Origin of the sequence: Kribbella capetownensis, assembly GCF_004331485.1 — a bacterium.
GTDB classification, from domain to species: Bacteria; Actinomycetota; Actinomycetes; order Propionibacteriales; family Kribbellaceae; genus Kribbella; species Kribbella capetownensis.
Genome location: NZ_SJKD01000001.1, coordinates 193217 through 214546 on the forward strand (window position 1 = coordinate 193217; position 21330 = coordinate 214546).

At 69.0% G+C, this 21330-nt stretch carries 21 protein-coding genes; 13 read left to right on the forward strand and 8 right to left on the reverse strand.

What is annotated here, in order from left to right; genetic code table 11:
- Positions 1 to 169 precede the first annotated feature (169 nt).
- Complete coding sequence (locus E0H75_RS00985; RefSeq protein ID WP_238162746.1) at positions 170 to 1045, forward strand: helix-turn-helix transcriptional regulator; 876 nt, start codon at positions 170 to 172, stop codon at positions 1043 to 1045.
- Between the two features lie 10 nt (positions 1046 to 1055).
- On the opposite strand, the gene E0H75_RS00990 is transcribed toward E0H75_RS00985, so the two are convergent.
- The 4 genes from E0H75_RS00990 to E0H75_RS01005 all read right to left on the reverse strand — a co-directional run bounded on the left by E0H75_RS00990 (position 1056) and on the right by E0H75_RS01005 (position 5262).
- Positions 1056 to 2426 carry an NAD(P)(+) transhydrogenase (Re/Si-specific) subunit beta gene (locus E0H75_RS00990; protein WP_131511139.1) on the reverse strand — a complete coding sequence of 457 codons (1371 nt, stop codon included), beginning with the start codon at positions 2424 to 2426 and terminating at the stop codon, positions 1056 to 1058.
- Positions 2423 to 2728 (reverse strand): NAD(P) transhydrogenase subunit alpha part 2, encoded by a 306-nt coding sequence (locus tag E0H75_RS00995; protein WP_131511140.1) that lies wholly within the window; start codon positions 2726 to 2728, stop codon positions 2423 to 2425. The genes E0H75_RS00990 and E0H75_RS00995 overlap by 4 nt, the downstream gene beginning before the upstream one ends.
- Positions 2725 to 3849 carry an NAD(P) transhydrogenase subunit alpha gene (locus tag E0H75_RS01000; RefSeq protein ID WP_131511141.1) on the reverse strand — a complete coding sequence of 375 codons (1125 nt, stop codon included), beginning with the start codon at positions 3847 to 3849 and terminating at the stop codon, positions 2725 to 2727. The genes E0H75_RS00995 and E0H75_RS01000 overlap by 4 nt, the downstream gene beginning before the upstream one ends.
- A 78-nt stretch (positions 3850 to 3927) precedes the next feature.
- Positions 3928 to 5262, reverse strand: coding sequence for a dipeptidase (locus E0H75_RS01005; protein ID WP_131511142.1), 1335 nt, complete (start codon positions 5260 to 5262; stop codon positions 3928 to 3930).
- 121 nt (positions 5263 to 5383) lie between these two features.
- On the opposite strand from E0H75_RS01005, the gene E0H75_RS01010 reads away from it, so the two are divergent.
- Complete coding sequence (locus tag E0H75_RS01010) at positions 5384 to 6325, forward strand: hypothetical protein (protein WP_131511143.1); 942 nt, start codon at positions 5384 to 5386, stop codon at positions 6323 to 6325.
- On the opposite strand, the gene E0H75_RS01015 is transcribed toward E0H75_RS01010, so the two are convergent.
- The gene (locus tag E0H75_RS01015; RefSeq protein ID WP_131511144.1) at positions 6322 to 7731 is read right to left on the reverse strand and encodes a serine/threonine-protein kinase; all 1410 of its coding nucleotides are present in this window, start codon (positions 7729 to 7731) and stop codon (positions 6322 to 6324) included. The two genes, E0H75_RS01010 and E0H75_RS01015, sit on opposite strands and share 4 nt — an antisense overlap.
- 93 nt (positions 7732 to 7824) lie before the next feature.
- On the opposite strand from E0H75_RS01015, the gene E0H75_RS01020 reads away from it, so the two are divergent.
- The 11 genes from E0H75_RS01020 to E0H75_RS01070 all read left to right on the forward strand — a co-directional run bounded on the left by E0H75_RS01020 (position 7825) and on the right by E0H75_RS01070 (position 18739).
- On the forward strand, positions 7825 to 8943 hold the full coding sequence (locus tag E0H75_RS01020) for a hypothetical protein (RefSeq protein ID WP_131511145.1): 1119 nt from the start codon (positions 7825 to 7827) through the stop codon (positions 8941 to 8943).
- Between the two features lie 32 nt (positions 8944 to 8975).
- Entirely contained in the window at positions 8976 to 10154 is a 1179-nt protein-coding gene (locus E0H75_RS42840) for a hypothetical protein (protein WP_165553355.1), read from the forward strand.
- 55 nt (positions 10155 to 10209) lie between these two features.
- On the forward strand, positions 10210 to 10947 hold the full coding sequence (locus tag E0H75_RS01030; RefSeq protein WP_131511146.1) for a metallophosphoesterase family protein: 738 nt from the start codon (positions 10210 to 10212) through the stop codon (positions 10945 to 10947).
- A 17-nt stretch (positions 10948 to 10964) separates the two neighbouring features.
- Entirely contained in the window at positions 10965 to 12095 is a 1131-nt protein-coding gene (locus E0H75_RS01035) for a histidine kinase (RefSeq protein WP_131511147.1), read from the forward strand.
- Between the two features lie 231 nt (positions 12096 to 12326).
- Positions 12327 to 13523 (forward strand): formaldehyde dehydrogenase, glutathione-independent, encoded by a 1197-nt coding sequence (fdhA, locus tag E0H75_RS01040; RefSeq protein WP_272948865.1) that lies wholly within the window; start codon positions 12327 to 12329, stop codon positions 13521 to 13523.
- Between the two features lie 100 nt (positions 13524 to 13623).
- The gene (locus E0H75_RS01045) at positions 13624 to 13815 is read left to right on the forward strand and encodes a hypothetical protein (protein WP_131361538.1); all 192 of its coding nucleotides are present in this window, start codon (positions 13624 to 13626) and stop codon (positions 13813 to 13815) included.
- Between the two features lie 73 nt (positions 13816 to 13888).
- Positions 13889 to 14638 carry a LytR/AlgR family response regulator transcription factor gene (locus E0H75_RS01050; protein WP_131511149.1) on the forward strand — a complete coding sequence of 250 codons (750 nt, stop codon included), beginning with the start codon at positions 13889 to 13891 and terminating at the stop codon, positions 14636 to 14638.
- Between the two features lies 1 nt (position 14639).
- Positions 14640 to 15020: a hypothetical protein gene (locus tag E0H75_RS01055; protein WP_131511150.1), complete on the forward strand. Its 381-nt coding sequence runs from the start codon at positions 14640 to 14642 to the stop codon at positions 15018 to 15020.
- A gap of 12 nt (positions 15021 to 15032) precedes the next feature.
- Positions 15033 to 16568: a sodium/solute symporter gene (locus E0H75_RS01060; protein WP_202872790.1), complete on the forward strand. Its 1536-nt coding sequence runs from the start codon at positions 15033 to 15035 to the stop codon at positions 16566 to 16568.
- A gap of 186 nt (positions 16569 to 16754) precedes the next feature.
- Positions 16755 to 17096 carry a DUF485 domain-containing protein gene (locus tag E0H75_RS01065; protein WP_131511152.1) on the forward strand — a complete coding sequence of 114 codons (342 nt, stop codon included), beginning with the start codon at positions 16755 to 16757 and terminating at the stop codon, positions 17094 to 17096.
- 11 nt (positions 17097 to 17107) lie between these two features.
- Positions 17108 to 18739 carry a solute symporter family protein gene (locus tag E0H75_RS01070; protein ID WP_131512914.1) on the forward strand — a complete coding sequence of 544 codons (1632 nt, stop codon included), beginning with the start codon at positions 17108 to 17110 and terminating at the stop codon, positions 18737 to 18739.
- 116 nt (positions 18740 to 18855) lie between these two features.
- On the opposite strand, the gene E0H75_RS01075 is transcribed toward E0H75_RS01070, so the two are convergent.
- Genes E0H75_RS01075 through E0H75_RS01080 form a run of 3 tightly spaced genes read right to left on the reverse strand, consistent with a single transcriptional unit; the run spans position 18856 to position 21318 of the window.
- Entirely contained in the window at positions 18856 to 20346 is a 1491-nt protein-coding gene (locus E0H75_RS01075; protein WP_131511153.1) for a CYTH and CHAD domain-containing protein, read from the reverse strand.
- Between the two features lie 31 nt (positions 20347 to 20377).
- Positions 20378 to 20521, reverse strand: coding sequence for a hypothetical protein (locus E0H75_RS42845; protein WP_165553357.1), 144 nt, complete (start codon positions 20519 to 20521; stop codon positions 20378 to 20380).
- Complete coding sequence (locus tag E0H75_RS01080) at positions 20518 to 21318, reverse strand: class I SAM-dependent methyltransferase (RefSeq protein ID WP_131511154.1); 801 nt, start codon at positions 21316 to 21318, stop codon at positions 20518 to 20520. The genes E0H75_RS42845 and E0H75_RS01080 overlap by 4 nt, the downstream gene beginning before the upstream one ends.
- Positions 21319 to 21330: the final 12 nt, after the last annotated feature.

A 21330-nucleotide genomic window follows, 5' to 3' on the forward strand; every position in this document is an offset into this window, starting at 1 on the left:
TGCTCTGTGTCGACGCGCTCTGTATATGGTCGGTTCCGACAAGACTGAGAAGGAGGAGGACGTGCTCGAACCGCTGGGTGTTGATGAAGCCACCTTCGCGGTTTATCACGCCCTTCTCAGCCACCCAGACAGTACGCCCGAGAACATTGCCGCGCTAGTAAAAAGGCCCGTGACCGAGGTTCACGAGCTGATGGAGAAGCTGCGCAAGCTCGAGCTGCTGGTCCCGACCTGGACGAACCCCGACGGTGAGCACGCGGTGCACCCGCGGGTCGGCCTGACCGGCCTGGCCGAACGCCGCCGGACCGAGTTGAACAAGATGCTCGGCGAGCTCAAGGAAGCCGAAGCCTCGGCCGAGGTGCTGGCCGAGCAGTACAACGAGCTCCTGACCGCCCGCAGCAGCGGGGACGTCGAGGTTCTGAACGGCCGGGCGAACGCGTCCCGGCGGATCGAAGAGCTGGGCCTGAAGGCCAAGGACACGTTGTGGGGCCTGGTGCCCGCGCACATCGACGACGTCACCCACCCGTTCGACAAGTCACCGGACGTTCCGTTGCTGGAGCGCGGGCTGCGGATGCGGACCGTCTATCTCCAGAGCATCACGTCGTCCAAGCAGGCGCTGGACTACGCCGCGGCCATGCACCAGCTCGGCGGTGAGATCCGGGCGACGCCCACGCTGCCGCTGCGGCTGCTGATCTTCGACCAGGAGATCGCGGTCATGCCGATGGACCCGGAGAACCCGACCGTCGGCGCGGTCATCCACCGCAGCCCCGCCGTGGTCTCGGTCGCGCTCGCCTTGTTCGACTCCTACTGGGCCCGCGCCACCGAGCTCTTCGACGCGGACGACCGGGAGGACAACGTGCCCCTGACGCCGCACGAGGCCGAGGTACTGCGGCTACTCGCCGGCGGCGCGAAGGACGAGCAGGTCGCGCGTCTGCTGGGCATCTCGTTGCGGACGGCCCGCCGCATCACCGCGACCCTGTCGGAGCGCCTCAATGCCGCCAGCCGCTTCGAGCTCGGCGTGGCGGCAGCGAAGCGCGGCTGGGTCTAGCCGCTCCCGGTCAGACGGACTTCAGCGCGGCCAGCAGCTTGGTCAGGGATTCGCGGGCGTCGCCGAACAGCAGCGTGGTCCGGGGGTCGTAGAGGAGTTCGTTCTCGATGCCGGCGAATCCGGGGCGCATGGAGCGCTTGAGGAAGATCACCCGCTGCGCCTCGTCGGCGTTCAGGATCGGCATGCCGTAGATCGGCGCGCTCGGCGTGTTCCGGGCGGCCGGGTTGACGACGTCGTTGGCGCCGACCACCAGGACGACGTCCGTCGACTTGAAGTCGGCGTTGATGTCGTCCATCTCGCGCAACTGGTCGTACGGGACCTGGGCCTCGGCCAGCAGCACGTTCATGTGGCCAGGCATCCGTCCGGCCACCGGGTGGATCGCGTAGTCGACCTTCACGCCGCGGCTCTGCAGCTCGTCGACCAGGTCGCGCAGGGTGTGCTGCGCCTGCGCCACGGCCAGGCCGTAGCCGGGAACGATGATGACCTTGTTCGCGTACCCGAGCAGGATCGCGACGTCCTCCGCGCCACCGGAGATGACCGGCCGCTCGGACGCCGTACCGCCGCCCAGAGTCGAACCACCGCGGACGGCGCCGAAGAGGATGTTGAAGACGGACCGGCCCATCGCATCGGCCATCAGCTTGGTCAGCAACGTACCGGCGGCGCCGACCAGGGTGCCGGCCACCAGCAGCAGGGTGTTGCCGAGCACGTAACCGCCCGCGGCCACAGTGAGACCGGTGAAGGCGTTCAGCAGCGAGATGACGATCGGTACGTCGGCACCGCCCACAGGCAGGACCAGCATCACGCCGACCGCGAGACCGACCAGGCAGAGCAGTACGCCGACCCACACGCGCGGATCGGAGACGAGCCAGCCGGCCAGCGCGATGCCGCCGATGATCGAGGCGATGAAGAGCACCGGCAGACCGGGGAACGTCACCGGCCGCGTGGTCATCAATTCCTGCAGTTTGGCGAACGTGACGATCGAGCCGGAGAAGCTGACCGCACCGACCAGGATGGTGAACGCGGTCGCGATCGCGGCGACCGTCGCGTCGTCGCTGACCTCGCCGAGCTCCATCAACGCGACCAGCGCGGCCGCGCCACCACCGACACCGTTGAACAGGGCAACGAGCTGCGGCATGTGCGTCATCTGCACCCGGCGCGACCCGACCACGCCGACGACCGTGCCGGCCGCCAGCGCGATCAGGATCGGCGTCAGGTGATCGGGCTTGTAGGCGACGAAGGTGATGATGACGGCGAGCACCGCACCGGCGGCACCGAGCAGGTTGCCGGCCCGGGCACTGCGAGGCGACGACAGCGCCTTCAGCGCGACGATGAAGCAGACCGCGGCGACCAGGTAACCGATCTGGGCCCAGGTGGGGATCACTTGCGCAGCTCCTTCTTGCGTGCCCCCGGGCCTCTGAACATCTGCAGCATCCGGTCGGTGACCACGAACCCGCCGACCATGTTGACTGTCGCCAGTACGACGGCCAGCAGTCCGACGACCACCACGATCGCGGAGTCGGCCTGCCCGGTGACGATGATGGCGCCGACCAGGATGACGCCGTGGATGGCGTTCGCGCCGGACATCAGCGGGGTGTGCAGGGTCGAGGAGACCTTGCTGATCACCTCGACGCCGACGAACGCCGCCAGTACGAAGATCGTCAGCAGCGCGATGGACTCGGTCACGGGGCCTGTCCTTTCAGGAGCTCGCGGGTCGGCTCGTGGAGCACGCTGCCGTCGTGGGTGACGCAGCAGCCGCGGACGATCTCGTCGTTGAAGTCCGGATCGAACGAGGCGTTCCGGGTCATCAGGCGGATCAGGTTCGCGATGTTCTGACCGTAGAGCCGGCTGGCCGGTCCGGCCATCTGGCTGGCGACGTTCGCGCCGCCCCAGACCAGCGCGTTGCCGATGGTGAGCTCGGTGCCGGCCACCGAGCCCTCGACGTTGCCGCCCTGCTCGGAGGCCAGGTCGACGACGACGGAGCCGGGCTTCATCTGCTCGACCATCGCTCGCGACACCAGGATCGGCGCGGTCCGCCCGGGGACGGCGGCGGTCGTGATCAGGGCGTCCGCGGCGGCGACGAACGGGGTCAGCAGCTCACGCTGGAGCTGGGCCCGTTCCGGCGTCATCTCGCGGGCGTACCCGCCGGGGCCGTCCAGGGTGCCGAGCTCGAGCTCGATCGGCTGCGCGCCCATCGAGGCGATCTCCTCGGCGGCCGCGGTCCGGACGTCGTACGCCCTGACGACGGCGCCGAGCCGCTTGGCGGTCGCGATGGCCTGCAGGCCGGCGACGCCGGCGCCGAGGACCAGGACCTGGGCCGGCGGCACGGTCCCCGCCGCGGTCATGTTCAGCGGGAAGAAGCGTGGCAGCCGCTCGGCCGCCACGATCGCGGCGCGGTACCCGGCGACCAGCGCCTGGGAGGACAGGGCGTCCATCGACTGGGCCCGCGAGATCCGCGGGACCAGCTCCATCGCGAACGCCGTGAGCTTCGCCGTGGTTGCGGTGCGGACCACATCCGGTGGATTCGTCGGCAGGAACGACATCAGCGCCGTACCGGCGTGCAGCCGCTGCAGGCGTTCCCGCTCCAACGGCTGGACCGACGTCACGATGGTGGCCGCGTGGTCGGCGCCCCAGGCGACCTCGGCACCGGCGTCGCGGTACTGGTCGTCGGAGTACAGGGCCCGTTCGCCGGCGGCCGGCTCGACCGCCACCTCGTAGCCGAGCTCGATGAGTTTCGCGACTTGTTCCGGCACCAGCGCGACCCGGCGCTCCGCCGGTCTGGTCTCCCGTACGACTGCGATCTTCACTCGCCGAAACCTATGCCAAACACTGGGTCGCCGGAAAGCCCGGTCCCCAGGTCGTGGTCAGGTTGTTGTCCCATGATTTCAGGCGTTCCCGGCCAGGTTCTGAAGAAGCAGTGCCTCGGCGAGACACACCTTGGTGAACTCGGCGAGGTGCAGGCCCTCGTCGATCCCGTGGGCGCGGGTGTCCGGATCCTCCACGCCGGTGACCAGAATCGAGGCCTCCGGGAAGGTCTGCTGGAACTCCGCGATGAACGGAATCGAACCGCCCATCCCCATGTCGATCGGCTCGACACCCCACGCGGTCTGGAAGGCGGACCGGGCCGCTTCGTACCCGGCGCCGCGCGCGTTCACGCTGCAGGGCTGGCCGGTCTGGCCCTCGGTGACGGTGACCTGTGCACCCCACGGCGCGTGGTTCTCGAGGTGCTCCTTCAGCGCCGCGCTCGCCTTGATCGCGTCGTCGCCCGGCGCGACCCGCAGGCTCACCTTGGCCCGCGCGACCGGCACCAGCGTGTTGCTCGCCTCTGCCACGGACGGCGCGTCGATCCCGAGTACGGCGATCGACGGCCGGGTCCACAGGCGGTCGACAAGCGAACCCGAACCGGTCAACCGGACGGAATCCAGCACACTCGACTCAGCCCGCAGCCGCGCTTCGGGGTAGTCCACATCCGCCGCCCGCGAAGCGTGCAGCCCGTCCACGGCGACGTCACCCTTGTCGTCGTGCAGGGTGGCGAGCAACCGGCACAGCGTCGACAGCGCGTCCGGGATCGGCCCACCGAACAACCCCGAGTGAACCGCGTGGTCGAGCGTCCGCACCTCGACGTACGCCTCGACCAGGCCGCGCAGCGACACGGTCAGCGCCGGCCGCCCGACATCCCAGTTGCCCGAGTCGGCGATCACGATCGCGTCGGCGGCGAGGTCCTCGGAGTACTCGTCCAGCAACTGCAGCAGGGTCGGCGAGCCGATCTCCTCCTCGCCCTCGACGAACACGGTCACGCCCACCGGCAGATCGTTGCCGAAGGCCCGTACGGCGGCCAGGTGCGCGGCGATGCCGGCCTTGTCGTCGGCCGCACCCCGGCCGTACAGCCGGTCGCCGCGCTCGGTCGGCACGAACGGGTCCGAGGTCCACTGGTCGACCGGTCCGGTCGGCTGGACGTCGTGGTGCGCGTACAGCAGCACGGTCGGTTTGCCGGCCGGCGCGGCCTTCTTCGCGATCACCGCGGGCGCGCCGTCGCCGGCCCGGACGATCTTCACCGTGAACCCCTCGGCCTCGAACAGCGCCGCGGTCGCCTCGGCGGAGCGCTGGACGTCGGCCGCGCGGGCGGGTTCGTAGCTGACCGACGGGATCCGGATGAGGTCCTCGAGGTCGGCACGGACACTGGGCAGAACGCGGTCGATCGCCGCGGACAGATCGGTCATGCGCCTACCGTACGGCCTCCGTTCGTGCACTCGCCGCCCGGAATACCCTGGTCTTGTTACTGATTGTCGGCATACTCTGGTGCCCTCGTAGGTTTCCGCCCGACCGAAGAGGACTTCACTCATGGCCCGTCGCCCCCTCGCCATCCTGACCGCCGTCGTCACGTCCGCGGCCGCACTCACCGCGGCGCTGCCCGCCAGTGCCGCGATCACCTGCGACACCGCCACCACCGGCGGCGCCACCTTCTACGACGGCCCGTCCGCGTCGAAGAAGTACGACGCCCGGTTCAGCAACAGCGCGAGCATCCCCAACCTGAGCACCTACACCCCACAGGGCGCGGGCACTTGGTACAACTGGGACGGCTCCGGCAAGAACCTGCTGTTGGTCGGCTCGTACCGCGCCGGCGCCGACTCACAGCTCTATGGCATCGACCCGGCCACCGGATCCACCGTCGGTGTGGTCGCCATCGCCGAGTCGCACGTCGGCGGCATCACCGTCAGCAAGGGCTGGGCGTTCGTATCCGGCGCCGGCAGCAGCATCCGCAAGTACAGCCTGACCTCGCTGCGCGACGCCATGAAGGCCGCGGGTACGCCGTACCTCGCACAGGTAGGGACCGCGCGGGACGTGGCAGGTTCGTCGTTCATCGGCAGCTACGGCGACTCGCTGTTCTCCGGGACGTTCAACGACACCGGCCGCGGGACCATGTACGAGTACAAGATCGCCGACGACGGCACGCTGACCACAGTGGCCGGCGCGTGGGAGGTGCCGACCAAGACGCAGGGTCTGACCGTCACCGCCAACCACTTCATCTACAGCACGTCGTACGGGCGCGGGAACCGCAGCAACCTGTACGTCGTGAAGCGCGGCCAGAAGGACCTGGACGCGGCCGCCCTCAGCTGCTTCCGGGCGCCGAGCATGACCGAGGGCATCACCGAGTACAACGGAACGGCCTACCTGGTCTACGAGTCCGGCTCGTACCTGTACTCCGGCGATCCCGCGACCCTCAACGTCATCCCCCGGCTGCACAAGGCGTCGATCTCGTCGCTGACGTCCCTGGTCCCCTAAGGCTTGTACTCCGCGGAGTCCAGCACGGCCTGACGCTTCTTCGGGTTGTCCTCACGGACCTGGACCCGGAGCAGAGTCGACGCGTCCACCTTCCGGTACTGCTCCACAACGGTCGGCACGTTGTTGCAGCTGTATCGGAAGGTGGCAGTCGTGTCAGTGGTTTCCGGCGTCGGCGACGTACAGCCCTCGGGCGCCGTCGCACTCGTGGGCAGCGTCGACGCGGCCACCAGTCCGAGGTAGACACCTTCGACGCTGGTATCCGTCTGCCATCCGGCAGTCTCGGTTGCGACCAGCAACTGAGTGTCTGCCTGCGCCTTCTGGGACCACTCGCGTGGGACCTCCACCGACAGACCGTTGGCTTCCACCTTCACCGGGCGGCTCAAGACGTACCGGTAGCCGCCGTACCCACCGCCGGCTGCCAGCACGACGGCCAGCACGGTGGCGATCACGCGGGACCGGCTGGAGCGCTTCGCAGGTACTGCGACGGTCGGCTCGTTGGCGGTGACCAGAGCGGTCTCCTGGTCGACGTCACCCGCCTTGGGAACCGGCGTCGGCATCTCGGCCGCGGGCACCAGGCCGACTGGGACCTTGCCAGTGGTGTGGGCCTCCCGCAACGCGTTGAGGAAGCTGTCCAGATCCGGCCACCGCTTGTCCCGGTCCGGCTCTAGTGCACGACGTACAACGACGTCGATCGCGTCGGAGACATCCTCGCGCAGCGTCGTCATCGACGGCGGCGGTGAGTCGATCTGCATCACCGCACCGAGGCTGGCCACACCATGGGGCGCTTGGCCGGTGAAGGCGGCGTACGCGACCGCCCCGAGCGAGTAGAGGTCCGCGCGGTGGTCCAGCCGCTCGCCGCGCACCTGCTCCGGGGCGACGTACGCCGGAGTGCCGCCGGGCATGGTCAGCTGGGACACGTCCTGAACCGCTTTACCCAGACCGAGGTCGCCGAGCATCGCGCGGTCGCCGCCCGGCTCGGTGCGGAACAGCACGTTGGCCGGCTTCACGTCGCGATGCAGAACGCCGCGCGTGTGCAGGTGCTTGAGGCCCTTACCGACCTCGGTGATGACGCGGACCGCCTCGCCGAGCTCAAGCGATCCGGCCTTGATCCGGTCCGCGAGCGTCCCACCGTCGGCGTAGGTGAGGACCATGTACGGGCGTCCGTCCTCGGCCTCCCCGATGTCGTGCACGCCGACGACATACAGCGAGTCGACCTTGCGCAGAAAGCGACCCTCGGCCAGGAACCGGCGGCGGACGTCCTCGTCGTCGACCCACAGGTCGGACAGGATCTTGACCGCCACCTCGGCGTCCAGTTGCTCGTCCCGGGCCAGCCAAACCGTCGCGAAACCACCGGCACCGACCCGGCGGACCAGGGCGTACCGGCCGATCCGCGCTGGCTGGTCCATGCACGCATTATGCTCGATCGCTCGTGCGACTGGTTCGCCGGAGCGAACAAAAGCATGTTCTGACGCGTCACAACGGGGATGGATACGGGACGGGTGCCGAGCTGGAATCGGTCGCTGGTGGCGGTGCCGGCCGCGATCGCGGTGGTTGCTGTCGCCGGTGGCGGCTTGCTGGCTGCTGCCCGGGGGCCACGCGACCAGTCCGGCGCGGCCGCCGCTCCCTTGTCTGCCACCGTCGCCAAGGCTTCCGCCGCTACCAAGACCCGTGCTGCCACCAAGGTCGCCGTTGACGCGACCAAGTTGCCGACTGGCCGGGATCCGCAGCTCACCTATGTCCGCGGCCGCGCAGTCCTAGGTGGAGTGGGCAGACCGGTTCGAGTGCCGGGTGAGTACGAGATCGCTGCCGCAGCACGGCTCTGGGACACCACGCTGACCGTGCAGATCACCAGCGCGACCAGCAGCCTGCTGATGATCCAGGACTACACCGGCAAGGTCGTGAACGAGATCCGGAGCGTCGACTCCCTCGTAACCAGTGCCGACGGCAAGTACGTCGCCTATGCCTCGGGCGGACAGTTCTCCGACCACCAGTCCGGCGGCACGCTGTACTTCCAGGAGCACAACACCGGACCGGCCGACGTACTGCGGCAGCCCAAGCTGACCGACGTCGCGGTGCTGGCAGTGGTCGGCCATGAGGTGTACTTCCGTGGCGGCACCGAGCCGGGCAGTGCCTGGGACCTGTATCGCTGGGACACCGAGAAGATGTCGGTGCAGAAGCTGTCCAAGGTGAAGTCACCGCTGTCCGTCGCGGCCGACGGCAGTCTGGCTGCCGGGATGACCATCTTCACCGACAGCGGGCAGTGCACGGCCGTCCTGGACGTGGCCGGCCAGCTGCAGCGATGGCGCACCTGTCAGTACCGGCTGGACCGGTTCAGCCCGGGTGATGCTTTCGTCGTCGGCCTGCCGCCCGGGACCGGCGAGCCGTACGGCGAGAAGCGCACCGCTGTCCTGGACGCCAGGACCGGGAAGCTGCTCCGCGAGTGGACCGCACCGTCGCTGCGGGCAGCGGTCGCGGAGGACGACGACCACCTCCTGCTCCAGTGGCACGACCGGCAGGAGCCTCAGTCCCGCTCGGCGCTGGTCCGCTGCACGGTCAGCACCGGTGATTGCGAACTGGCCACACCCATATCCCCGGAACCCCTGCTCCTCGGATCATGAGGGCGGGGAGCGAGAGTGTTAGGAGTCCGCTGATGCCGAACAAGAACGGCCGGCTGGTGGCCCTGGTCGCATCGATCGCGGTCGCCGCGGTCGCCATCGGCGCCGCCCTCGCCTACCGCCAGGGCCCCCAAGCCGCCCAAGCCGACGCAGCCCCCCTCAGCGGCAGCCCGTCGCCCATCTCGACGCCGACCCCGACGCCGACGCCCAAGCCGTCCGTGACCCCGTCGGCCACGGCCGTCACCACCCCGAAGCCGCCGGCCAAGACGCCGACCAAGAGCGGACCGCTCAAGTCGAAGGTCAACCTGCCGAAGCTCCCCGAGGGCCGCGCGCCCCAGGTCACCTACCTGGCCGGCCGCACCGTCCGCGGCGGCCCCGGCCAGGACGTGAAGGTCCCGGGCTCGGCGGACATCCTGGAGGTCGCGCGCCTGCACCAGTCTGTGCTGGCGGTCGTCCAGAAGGGCACCGACACCGAGATGCTGACCGTCGACAGCAGCGGGAAGGTGCTCCGGACGACCCCGGACGTCACCGGGATCGTGACCACCGAGGACGGCCTGGCCGCCGCGTACGTCGCCACCCGCCGGTCGGAGCAGAGCGCGGCGCTGCCCGGCGCCGTGGTCTACGCAGAGCAGGAGTCGGTCCGCAAGCTCGACGTACCGGACATCTGGGACGCGGTTCCGCTCGGCTACCTGAACGGCAAGGTCTACTTCCGGGGTGAGACCGCGGAGGGCGCGCTCGCCTGGAACCTCTACGAGTGGGTCCCGGGCGCCGCGAAGGCGAGTGTGGTCAAGTCGGTGCCGAAGCCGTCCGCCGTGTCCGACGACGGCTCGCTCGCCGCTTCGCTGGTCAATCTCACCGACTACAACAGCTGCACCAACGTGGTTACCCTGAACGGCGGCAAGCGGCTGTGGCGCACCTGCGACTACCAGGTCGTGGGCTTCACCCGGGACGGCGCCACCGCCATCGGAGCACCCTTCTACCGCGACGGGTACGCCGACGGCATCGCCTCGGCCCTCGATGCGAAAACAGGCACTCTGCTGCACGAGTGGTCCGGGACGTTCCGGCAGTCGGTCGCCGAGGACGACCAGCACCTGTTGTTGCTGGCCGACACCGGCCCGGATAGCCCGGCCTCGATCATCCGCTGCTCGACAGTGACCGGTGCGTGCGAGAGGGCGACCCCGCTTGCCACGGGCCGGCTCGCGATCGGCAGCTGATCTGCCGAGAGCAGATATCCCTGTGGGGTAAGAGGTTCGGCGGCAGACTGGCGGGATGGAACGCATTGCGGTGCTGGCTGATGTGCATGGGGTGTTGCCTGCTCTGGAGGCGGTGCTGGCGGAGGACGACGTACGGTCGGCCGATGCGATCGTGCTGGCCGGGGACATCGCCAGTGGGCCGCAGCCGGTCGAGACTCTGGACCTGCTGACGTCGCTGGGCGACCGGGTGGTGTGGGTGCGGGGGAACGCCGACCGGGAGCTGGTGGAGATGGCCCGGTCTGAATTCACTGGCGAACCGCCGGATGCAGTGAGTCCGTGGGCGGCGCAGGAGTTGCGGCCGGACCAGGTGGAGTTGCTGGCGCCCTTGCCGACGACCGTGACCATCGGGGACGTGCTGTTCTGCCACGCGACGCCGCGGGACGACGAGGAGATGGTGCTGGTCGACAGCCCGATCTCACGCTGGGCCGAGGTCTTCACCGGCCTGTCCGAGGACATCAGGACGGTCGTGTGCGGCCACACCCACATGCCCTTCGCTCGGCAGGTGGACCGGCGTCTGGTGGTCAACGCCGGCAGTGTCGGCATGCCGTACGGCGCTCCTGGTCCGAGCTGGGCATTGCTGACCCCGGACGGCGTACAACTCCGACGCGCACCCCTGGACGCCGTCAAGGCCGCGGAGCGCATCACCACGGAGTCGACGTACCCGGGCCGGCAGGAGTGGGTGGAGGAGTACCTGCTGACCAACTACTCCGACACCGAGGCGCTCGAAGCGTTCAGACCCCGCGCGGAGGGTTGACCGGCTACCGTCGACACGTGTTCGCACGGCGGCGGAAGCATTTCGGGACTCCGGCTGACAAGGCGACGTATGCGACCCTGCATACCGCCTCGCTGGCCTCTCCCCACCTGCGCGAGGGTCTGACGCCCGCCGCGGCAGGCAAGGCGAGCCGCCACCTCAGAGACCTCCTCGGTACGGCGGCCATCGCGATCTGCGACTCCTCCGGCGTACTGGCGTGGGACGGCGTCGGTGGACCGTACGAGAGCAACCACCGTGGCGATGCGAAGGCTCTCGCGGCTCCCACACTCCGCTCCGGACGTACGGCGGTCCTCGGCGCGCATGACGTGGCCTGTAGCGACCCGCAATGCCCAATCCGTACGGCGGTGGTCGCGCCGATCGTCACCGAGGAGCGAGTGGTCGCCGTACTGGTCGCCTACAGCATCCGCTCGTCGGCCGCGCTGGTCCGGGCCACCGAGGAGGTCGCCCGCTGGGTGTCCGGCCAGGTGGAGCTGGCCGAGCTCAACAAGGAACGCACCCGCGCGATCGAGGCCGAGCTGCGCGCACTACGGGCGCAGATCAGCCCGCACTTCATCTACAACGCGCTGGCCGCGATCGCGTCGTTCGTCCGGACCGACCCGGGACGGGCTCGGGAACTGCTGCTGGAGTTCGCCGACTTCTCCCGGTACGCGCTGCGGCGCGGTGGCGAGTTCACCACGCTGGCCGACGAGCTGCGCAACGTGGAGCGCTACCTGGTGCTGGAGCAGGCGCGGTTCGGTGATCGGCTCAAGGTGTCGCTGCAGATCGCGCCCGAAGTACTGCCGGTGGTCATCCCGTTCCTCGTCGTCCAGCCGCTGGTGGAGAACGCCGTACGCCATGGCCTGGAAGGCACCACCGGCGTCGGGCACATTACGATCCGGGCCCGGGACCGGATCAACGAGGCCGAGATCAGCGTCGAGGACGACGGCTCCGGAAGCGACCCGGAGGTGATCCGGGCCGCACTGTCCGGCGAGTCCGGCAGCGACTCGGTCGGCCTCGGCAACGTCGACGCCCGGCTCCGCCAGGTGTACGGCGACGCGTACGGCCTGGTCGTCGAAACGGCGGTCGACGCCGGCACCAAGGTCACGTTCCGCGTGCCCAAATACTCCTCAGGAGTACATGCCACGCCGTAGTCCACTGTCCCGTTGACGGTAGTAGTGGTGCGGACTAGCGTCGGCAGCAATCCCCTTACGGCGTTGGGAATGCGCGTCTGCGCGAGCGTCGTCACGGAGTGGATTCACCTGCACGGGGCAGGCGACGGCCGGATCGCTGTCCGCACGCGGCGATCGCGGCCCACGAAGAGTGCCGATGGGCTGGTCGAGCCCGGACGGAGAGGAGCACTACTCGTGCCAGGTAACAGGGCAGTGATTTACAAGGGGCCAGGCGACGTGGCGGTCGAGACGATCGACTACCCGGGTCTGGAGCTCAAGGACGGTCCAGGGGTCAACCCCGCCAACGTGGGTCGGCAGATTCCGCACGGGGCGATTCTCAAGGTGGTCGCCAGCAACATCTGCGGCAGCGATCAGCACATGGTTCGTGGCCGGACCACGGCACCGCCGGGACTCGCTCTCGGCCATGAGATCACCGGCGAGGTGGCCGAGGTCGGCCGTGACGTCGAGTTCATCAAGGTCGGCGACCTGGTGTCCGTCCCGTTCAACATCGCCTGCGGGCGGTGCGTCAACTGCAAGGAGGGCAAGACCGGCGTCTGCCTGAACGTGAATCCGGATCGACCCGGATCCGCGTACGGGTACGTCGACATGGGCGGCTGGGTCGGCGGACAGGCGGAGTACGCGCTGGTGCCGTACGCCGACTGGAACCTGCTGAAGTTCCCCGACAAGGACCGGGCGCTGGAGAAGATCCGCGACCTGGCGATGCTGTCGGACATCTTCCCGACCGGCTACCACGGCGCTGTCACGGCAGGGGTTGGGACCGGTTCGGCCGTCTATGTCGCCGGCGCGGGGCCGGTCGGCCTGGCCGCGGCCACGTCGGCGTTCCTGCTCGGCGCGGCCGTCGTCATCGTCGCCGACCTGCAGAAGGAACGGCTGGAGCAGGCCCGCAGCTTCGGCTGCGAGACGATCGATGTGTCCGAAGGCGATCCGAAGGACCAGATCGAGCGGATCCTCGGCGTACCGGAGGTCGACTGCGCGATCGACGCCGTCGGGTTCGAGGCCCATGGCCACGGCACCGACGCCCGGTCCGAGCGCCCGGCCACCGTGCTGAACACGGTGATGGACGTGACCGCAGCCGGTGGTGCGGTCGGCATTCCTGGCCTGTACGTCACCGGTGATCCCGGTGCGGCCGACGAGGCCGCGAAGACCGGCTCGCTGTCGATCCGGCTGGGCCTGGGCTGGGCGAAGTCGCTGTCGTTCACGACCGGACAGTGTCCGGTGATGCGGTACAACCGCCAGCTGATGCAGGCGATCCTGCACGACCGTACGCAGATCGCGAGGAACGTGAACGCCACGGTCATCCCGCTGGACCAGGCACCGCAGGGCTACGCCGACTTCGACAAGGGTGCGGCCCGCAAGTACGTGCTCGACCCGCACGGACTGATCAAGTAAGGAGCGGGCGACGGGGGCTGGGCGCAGGGGTCCGGCTCCCGTCGTTCCCACCGGCCGGGTCATCCTGCGAAGGAAAGCCAGGTACGACGAGAGCGCCTTCATGAGCAGTGACGAGCGACTGGATCTCGAGTTCGCCTACACGGCGTACCAGGACTCGTGCCGCGACCTGTATTCGCCGCACTACTACTGCCGGCGGCCGAGCGGCCACGACGGCGTACACGCGGCCGGCTTCGGCTCGGGCCGCCTCCGCTGGGAACACCAGCCCGACCACGCTCCCCACATGCTGTCCTGACCAGCTCACCTGTCGTCCGCGACGGCCCGGCTGGTGGCTCCAATTCCGGATTCCCTGGCACTACTGTGAGGGCATGGCCGAGACTGCCCTGCGCGCGCTGGTCGCGGACGACGAGGAGCCCGCGCTGGCCGAACTCGTGTATCTGCTGCAGCGGGACGACCGGATCGGCGAGATCCGGACCGCGTCGAACGGGCCGGACGCGCTGAAGATCCTGCAGGCGGCCGACCTGGACGTGGTGTTCTGCGACATCAAGATGCCCGGACTGGACGGGATCGACCTGGCCAGCGTCATCTCGAAGTTCCGCCCACCGCGCCCGCAGATCGTCTTCGTCACGGCGTACGACGAACACGCGGTCGAGGCCTTCGAGCTCGAGGCCACCGACTACGTGATGAAACCGGTCCGGGCCGAGCGCCTGGCCGAGGCGGTCCGCCGGGTCGTCACCGCGGGTGCGCCGGCGGCGCTGCAGACGCCGGACGAAACCGACGATGAGGTGATCCCGGTCGAGCTCGCCGGCGTCACCCGCTTCGTCCAGCGCTCGACGGTCCGGTACGTCGAGGCGCAAGGCGACTACGCCCGGCTGCACACCGGCCGGAACTCGCACTTGGTCCGCATCCCGCTGAGCACGCTGGAGGAACGCTGGGGCGACGCCGGGTTCACCCGCATCCACCGCAGCACGCTCGTCGCCCTCGCGCACGTGGACGAGATGCGCGTCGATGGCGGACGATGCGCGGTCCGGGTCGGCGACGACTGGCTCCCGGTGAGTCGCCGCCACACCCGCGAGCTCCGCGACCTCCTGGTTCGCTCGACCTCGCTGCGCGGCTGACATGAGTACGCCGGACAGTCCGCGACGGGTTCGGGTCACCAGCCCGCGCAGGACTGCTACCCGGCGACCCGTCATCCCCACCGGCACCCGGGAGATCGACGAACAGACCCGGCTCGGCGAGATCTACATGCACTCGCTGATCCAGTCCCAGCTCCGGCTCACCCTCGCGGTGATCGCCGGCGCCGTGGTCATCCTCGGCGGCATCCCGCTGCTGTTCGCTCTCGTCCCCGCGACCCGCACGCTCTCGGTCCTCGGACTGCCCCTGCCCTGGGTCATCCTCGGCATCGTGGTCTACCCGGTTGTGTACGTCGCCGCCCGCGTGTACGTCCGCAACGCCGAACGGATCGAAGCCGAGTTCACCGAGTTCGTCGGGAGGCGCTAATTGTCGTCGGCGATGAGTCTGACTGCCATCGGATTGGTGGTCTTGGCAACGATCGGGATCGGCCTGTTCGGGCTGCGGATCTCACGGACCACCAGCGACTTCTACGTCGCGAGCCGCGCAGTGACGCCACGTTGGAACGCTTCCGCGATCAGCGGTGAGTACCTGTCGGCAGCGTCGTTCCTCGGTGTCGCCGGTCTCGTGCTCGTGAACGGCGCGGACATGCTGTGGTTCTCGGTCGGCTACACCGTCGGCTACCTGATGCTGCTGGTCCTGGTCGCCGCGCCGCTGCGACGAAGCGGTGCCTACACGTTGCCCGACTTCGCCGAGACCCGGTTCGAATCAGCCGTGGTCCGCCGGATCTGCTCGGGTCTGGTCGTCGGCATCGGCACGCTGTACCTGCTGCCCCAGTTGCACGGCGCCGGCCTCACCGTCCAGACCGTCACGGGCGCCCCGCCGGACGTCGGCGCCGCTGTCGTCGCGGTGATCGTGGTGTTCAACGTCGCCGCCGGCGGCATGCGTTCGATCACGTTCGTCCAGGCCTTCCAGTACTGGCTGAAGCTCACCGCGCTGGCCACGCCGATCTTCGTCATCCTGATCGCGTGGCGCTCCGGTGACCACCCGGCCGGCGTACTGCAGTCGTTGCAGGGCGCGGCCTCCGAGTGGTCCGAGCCGCTGTCCCGCGCGGGCGGCCGGGACCACCCGCTCTACGCGACGTATTCGTTGCTCCTGGCCCTTTGTTTCGGAACGATGGGCCTGCCGCATGTGCTCGTTCGCTTCTACACCAACCCGGACGGCCGGGCGGCCCGCCGTACGACTGTCGTCGTCCTTGCACTGCTCGGACTCTTCTACCTGTTCCCACCGATGTACGCAGTACTCGGCCGGACGTTCGCGCCCGACCTGGTGAGTGCGGGCGCGGACACCGTCGTACTCGAGCTGCCGAACCGGATTCTCCCTGGTACAGCAGGGGATTTGCTCGGTGCACTGGTCGCGGCCGGGGCGTTCGCGGCGTTCCTGTCGACGTCGTCGGGACTGACGGTCGCGATCGCCGGAGTGACCGACCAGGACCTGTTCCGGAGCCGGCTGCATCGGTGGACGGGCGGGGACTACGTGGCGGTCAACAGCTTCCGGATCGCTGCGGTGCTCTCGATGACCGTTCCCTACTTGGCGTTCCTGGTGACCGGCTCGCTGAGTCTGGCCGACACTGTGGGCCTGGCGTTCGCAGTCGCCGCTTCGACGTTCTGTCCCCTGCTGGTGCTGGGGATCTGGTGGCGCCGGATGTCGACGACCGGTGCCGCGGCCGGCCTGGTCGTCGGTGGAGTCGCCGCTAGTGCGGCCGCGTTGATCAACGTGCTCGGCGGCCCCGACGGCGGTTGGCCGAAGGCTCTGGTCGGTCAGCCCGCCGCCTGGACGATGCCGCTCGCATTCATCACCGTCATCGTGGTGTCGAAGCTGACCCCGGACAAGATCCCCGCCGGCGCCGCCCGCAGCATGGTCCGCCTCCACACCCCCGAAGCCGTCGACGTCGACCGCGGCCTGCCGTCTCGGTGAGACCGCTCGTCGTGGGATTCCTACCGCTCGCCGCAGCGGAGTGATCCACCGGGCGACTGGTGTGGTCCACTGAGCGCTCGATGCGTGTGGGTGCTGTCGGGCGGCAGTGACCAAGGCCACAGTACGGACCAGCAGCCCCCTGCCTGGCCCATCCGCCTGGCCTGATCACCGTCTGGAGGTCCCGCGATGTCCGATACGCGCCCCGCGGGTGACCCGGACCTGACGACGTACCGGGACGTCCAGCTCTCGCCGGACTTCTCCGATCTGCGTCGCCGGTTCCGGCGCTTCGTGTTCCCGATGACCGCCCTGTTCCTGGTCTGGTACTTCCTCTATGTCCTGCTCGCCGCCTACGCACCCGGGTTCATGTCGCACAAGGTCGGCGGCAACATCAACGTGGCCTTGCTGTTCGGCCTCGGCCAGTTCGTGTCGACGTTCGCGATCACGATGATCTACGTCCGCTGGGCCGACCGGCGGATCGACCCTGATGCCGAGCGGATGCGCCACCAGATCGAGGGAGAGCCGAAGTGACCGCCCCACTGATGTTGCCAATGGCAACCGACATCGGGAACCCGACCGTCAACATCATCATCTTCGGTCTGTTCGTGCTGGCCACCCTCGCGATCGTGCTGCGGGCGTCACGGAACAACCGGACCGCGGCCGACTTCTACGCCGGCGGCCGGTCCTTCACCGGCCCGCAGAACGGCATCGCGATCGCCGGCGACTACCTGTCCGCCGCGTCCTTCCTCGGCATCGCGGGTGCGATCGCCCTGAACGGGTACGACGGCTTCCTCTACTCGATCGGCTTCCTGGTGGCATGGCTTGTCGCCCTGCTGCTGGTCGCCGAACTGCTCCGGAACACCGGCCGATTCACGATGGCCGACGTACTGTCCTTCCGGCTCAAGCAGCGACCGGTCCGGATGGCCGCCGCGATCTCGACCCTCGGCGTCTGCTTCTTCTACCTGCTGGCGCAGATGGCCGGCGCCGGCGGTCTGGTCGCGCTGCTGCTCGGTGTCTCCGGCCGTACCGGCCAGAGCATTGTGATCGCCGTGGTCGGCGCGATCATGATCACCTACGTCCTGGTCGGCGGCATGAAGGGCACCACCTGGGTGCAGATCATCAAGGCCGTCCTGCTGGTGATCGGCGCCGGCATCATGACGATCTGGGTGCTGGCGAAGTACTCGTTCAACCTGTCCGGTCTGCTCGGTGCGGCCGTCGACAACAGCCCGGCGGCCGGCGAGAAGCTGCTCAACCCGGGTCTGCAGTACGGCGCAACGGGGATCAGCAAGCTGGACTTCATCTCACTGGCGCTGGCACTGGTGCTCGGCACCGCCGGCCTGCCGCACGTCCTGATGCGGTTCTACACGGTGCCGAACTCCAAGGAGGCCCGGCGCAGTGTCAGCTGGGCGATCTGGATCATCGGCATCTTCTACCTGTTCACCCTGGTGCTCGGGTACGGCGCTGCCGCGATCGTCGGCCCGGACGCGATCAAGGCCGCGCCCGGCAAGGCGAACTCGGCCGCTCCACTGCTGGCGTTCGAGCTCGGCGGTGAGCTGCTCCTCGGCGTCATCTCCGCGGTCGCCTTCGCCACGATTCTGGCGGTCGTGGCCGGCCTGACGATCACCGCGAGTACGTCGTTCGCGCACGACGTCTACGGCCAGATCATCAAGAAAGGCCAGATCAGCGGCGACGGTGAGGTCCGGGTGGCCCGGTACACCGCGGTCGTGATCGGCATCGTCGCGATCATCGGCGGCATCTTCGCCAACGGCCAGAACATCGCCTTCCTGGTGGCGCTCGCGTTCGCGGTCGCGGCCAGTGCGAACCTGCCGACGATCCTGTACTCGCTGTTCTGGCGGCGGTTCAACACTCGCGGCGCACTCTGGAGCATCTACGGCGGCCTCGGCTCGGCGATCATCCTGATCGCGTTCAGCCCGGTCGTCTCCGGCAAGGTCGACGCGAAGACCGGCCAGAGTCTGTCGATGATCACCGACACCAGCATCGACTTCCACTGGTTCCCGCTGGACAACCCCGGCATCGTCTCGATCCCGCTGGCCTTCGTGCTCGGCTGGCTCGGCACGGTCACCAGCAAGGAGCCGGTCGACACCGACAAGTTCGCCGAGATGGAGGTCCGCTCCCTCACCGGCGCGGGCGCCGAGAAGGCGGTCCAGCACTGAGGTGACTCCAGACCTGTCAGGCAGGCTCTGCGGACCGTACGCGATCCTGCCTGGCAGCCCCACCTCCGCCCCTCGAGACGGACCCGGTACCCCCTGGCCGGGTCCGTCTCGCGTTGTCAGGACAGCTTGAGAGTGGGCCAGAGGGCGAGGAAGCTGTCGCGGGATCGGATGCCGCGGAGTTCTTCGGCGGCGTGCAGGCGGCCGAAGGTGAAGGCGTTCCCGCCGTCGAGGTGGACCTGGATCGCGAGCTGACGCAGCAGGTCCCGGGACACGACGCTGTCCTGGTGCTCGCCGAGGATCTCCTGGACCTCTTCGGCCCGAGCCGCCAGGTCGGACGCTTCGTCCCCGAGCACGGGTACGGCGGACTCCGCGGCGTACCGCAGCCGCTTGGCCGCCTTGCGGACCTCGTGCAGCTCGTGGTCCTGCTCGGCCGAGCTCTCCGCGTCCTGGGCGCGGCGGACCGCCTTCCGCATCCGCTTCCAGTCGTGGTGCAGCAGGTCGCCGATCTGCTTGGAAGCCTTCCGGTCTTTCCCGGCCAGCGGCGGCTCGGCGATCAGCTCGTCGAGCGTGTCGAGCAACTGGAAGTACCGCTCGCTCTCCAGCGCGGCCAGCGCGCCCGCCCGGCCCTCCTTGTACACGCCACGCAGATGATCGTCGATCCGGCCGCCGACCCTGCCCATCACCAGCTCGACGGGCTGCTCCGCCACTTCCGCAGCGAAGTGCTCGCGCTGCACCTCGGCGTCCCGAGCGACACCGAGCTCCCCGGCCAGCCACTTCAGCTCGGCCCGGATCTCGTCACCCACCTCGCGGTCCACCACGGGCCGGTACGTCGCCAGGGCGGATCGCAGTCGCCGGGTCGCCACCCTGAACTTGTGGATCGAGTCCGGGACATCACGCCGTACCTGCGGATCCCGGTCCCGGATCGCCTGCACCTGCTCACCGGCGTACGCGCGGAAGAGGTCCGACGTCCGCGGCTTGCTCGGCAGCTCCCAGCCGGTCGCGCTGGGAACACGGTCGCCGAGTGCCCGTGCGAGTTTGCTCGGTCCCGCCGCGGGCTCGGCTCCGGCCGACCGCAGCACGGGATCGACGGCTTCGAGGAGCTCACGCTCGCCGGCGACGAGCTCGACCTCCCACTCCCGCCACCTGTCCGGCTCGGCACCATCGACGGTCGCGGTGACGCGGTCGTCGGCCACCTCTGCGAGCACATTGCCGTCGCCGTCCAGCAGCTTGTGGACGACCCGGTGCGTCTGCAGCGTGACGACCGGGATCAGCTTGTGGTCCCGGACGTGTACCCGCACCGTGCGGACCAGCGCGATCGGAACGTCGCGCACCGACCGTCCGAGCGGGTGGTGGATCTCCAGCCGTTCGCCCGAGGCCTTCGGGAACTTGATGTGCCAGCCGTCGTCCTCGCCACCGGTCCGCCGTCTCAGCGTCACCTTGTTCGCGGCGAGGTCCAGCGCCTCGGTGTCGTAGTACACCGCCTCGAGGTCCAGCTCGACCGGCTGCGCCACACTCACGACCCCAGGCAGCTCGTGCAGCGCGGGCAGACCCGTGCTGTCGTCGACGTCGTACTTGGTCTCGATCTCGAGCTGCTCAGTCGGCGCCATACCTCTTGTTTACCAGGCGTTCACGAATTGGTCAGCCGAGTGCGCGCAAGTCGGCGACCAGCCGCTCCAGATCCCGATCCGGTACGCCGTTGGGTGAGGTGGTCCGCAGCTGCCGCCGCCGGTTGCGGTTGAGCCCCCAGCAGATCAGTACGACGAGAATCAGCAGAGCGATCATGTCCCGCCCACCGCCTTGAAGAACGTGTAGTGGAAGGTGCCACCGGACTCCGCGGACTTCTCCAGGTCGCGGATGCCCTGCGCCCATTCGGCCGGTGTTCGCATCCCGGCGGCGAGGGCGCGTTCCCGGACCGACTCGACCATCGCGATGAACGTTTTCCGGGTGAAGCCGTCGACCAGGTGCGGCAGGGTCTCGTCGGCGTACACCGTGCACGGGTGCGCCCGGACGGCGGCGTACCCGGCGTCCTTGAGGAGCGGCTGCAACCGCCGGCCGATGAGGGAGTCGCCGCCGGCCTCGGCCTGCAGATCGACGAGGCAGTCGACCACTGCCTGCGCCGCCGTACTGCGAGGGTGGAAGAACGCCGACTGGTGGTCGCCCTCGATCGCGGTGATCGTGCCGCCGGGTTTGATCAGGCGGCGCAACGCGACCAGAGCGGCGTGCGGGTCCGCGAGGTGTTCGAGCACGAAGCAGACGAAGATGTGGTCGAAGGTCTCTTCCGGAAGGTCTCGGAGGTCGGCGTGCCGGAAGTCGACGCGGACCTCGGGGGCGACAGCGGCAACTCGGGCCTTGGCTCGGGCGAGCGACTCTTCGGAGATGTCGACCGAGACGAGGTCGATCCCCGGACTCCGGGTGACCAGCTGGACGGTCTGCGCGCCGACGCCGCAGCCGGCTTCGAGGACGCGGCTCCCGGGCGGGTACGTCGTCCCGCCGTGCAGGAGATCGGCGAGAGTTTGCGCCTGGTCGGTCAGCCGGCGGGTCTCGGCCGGGGTGTAGCCGTGCACGTAGTCAGTTCCCATACCTCCAAAGTG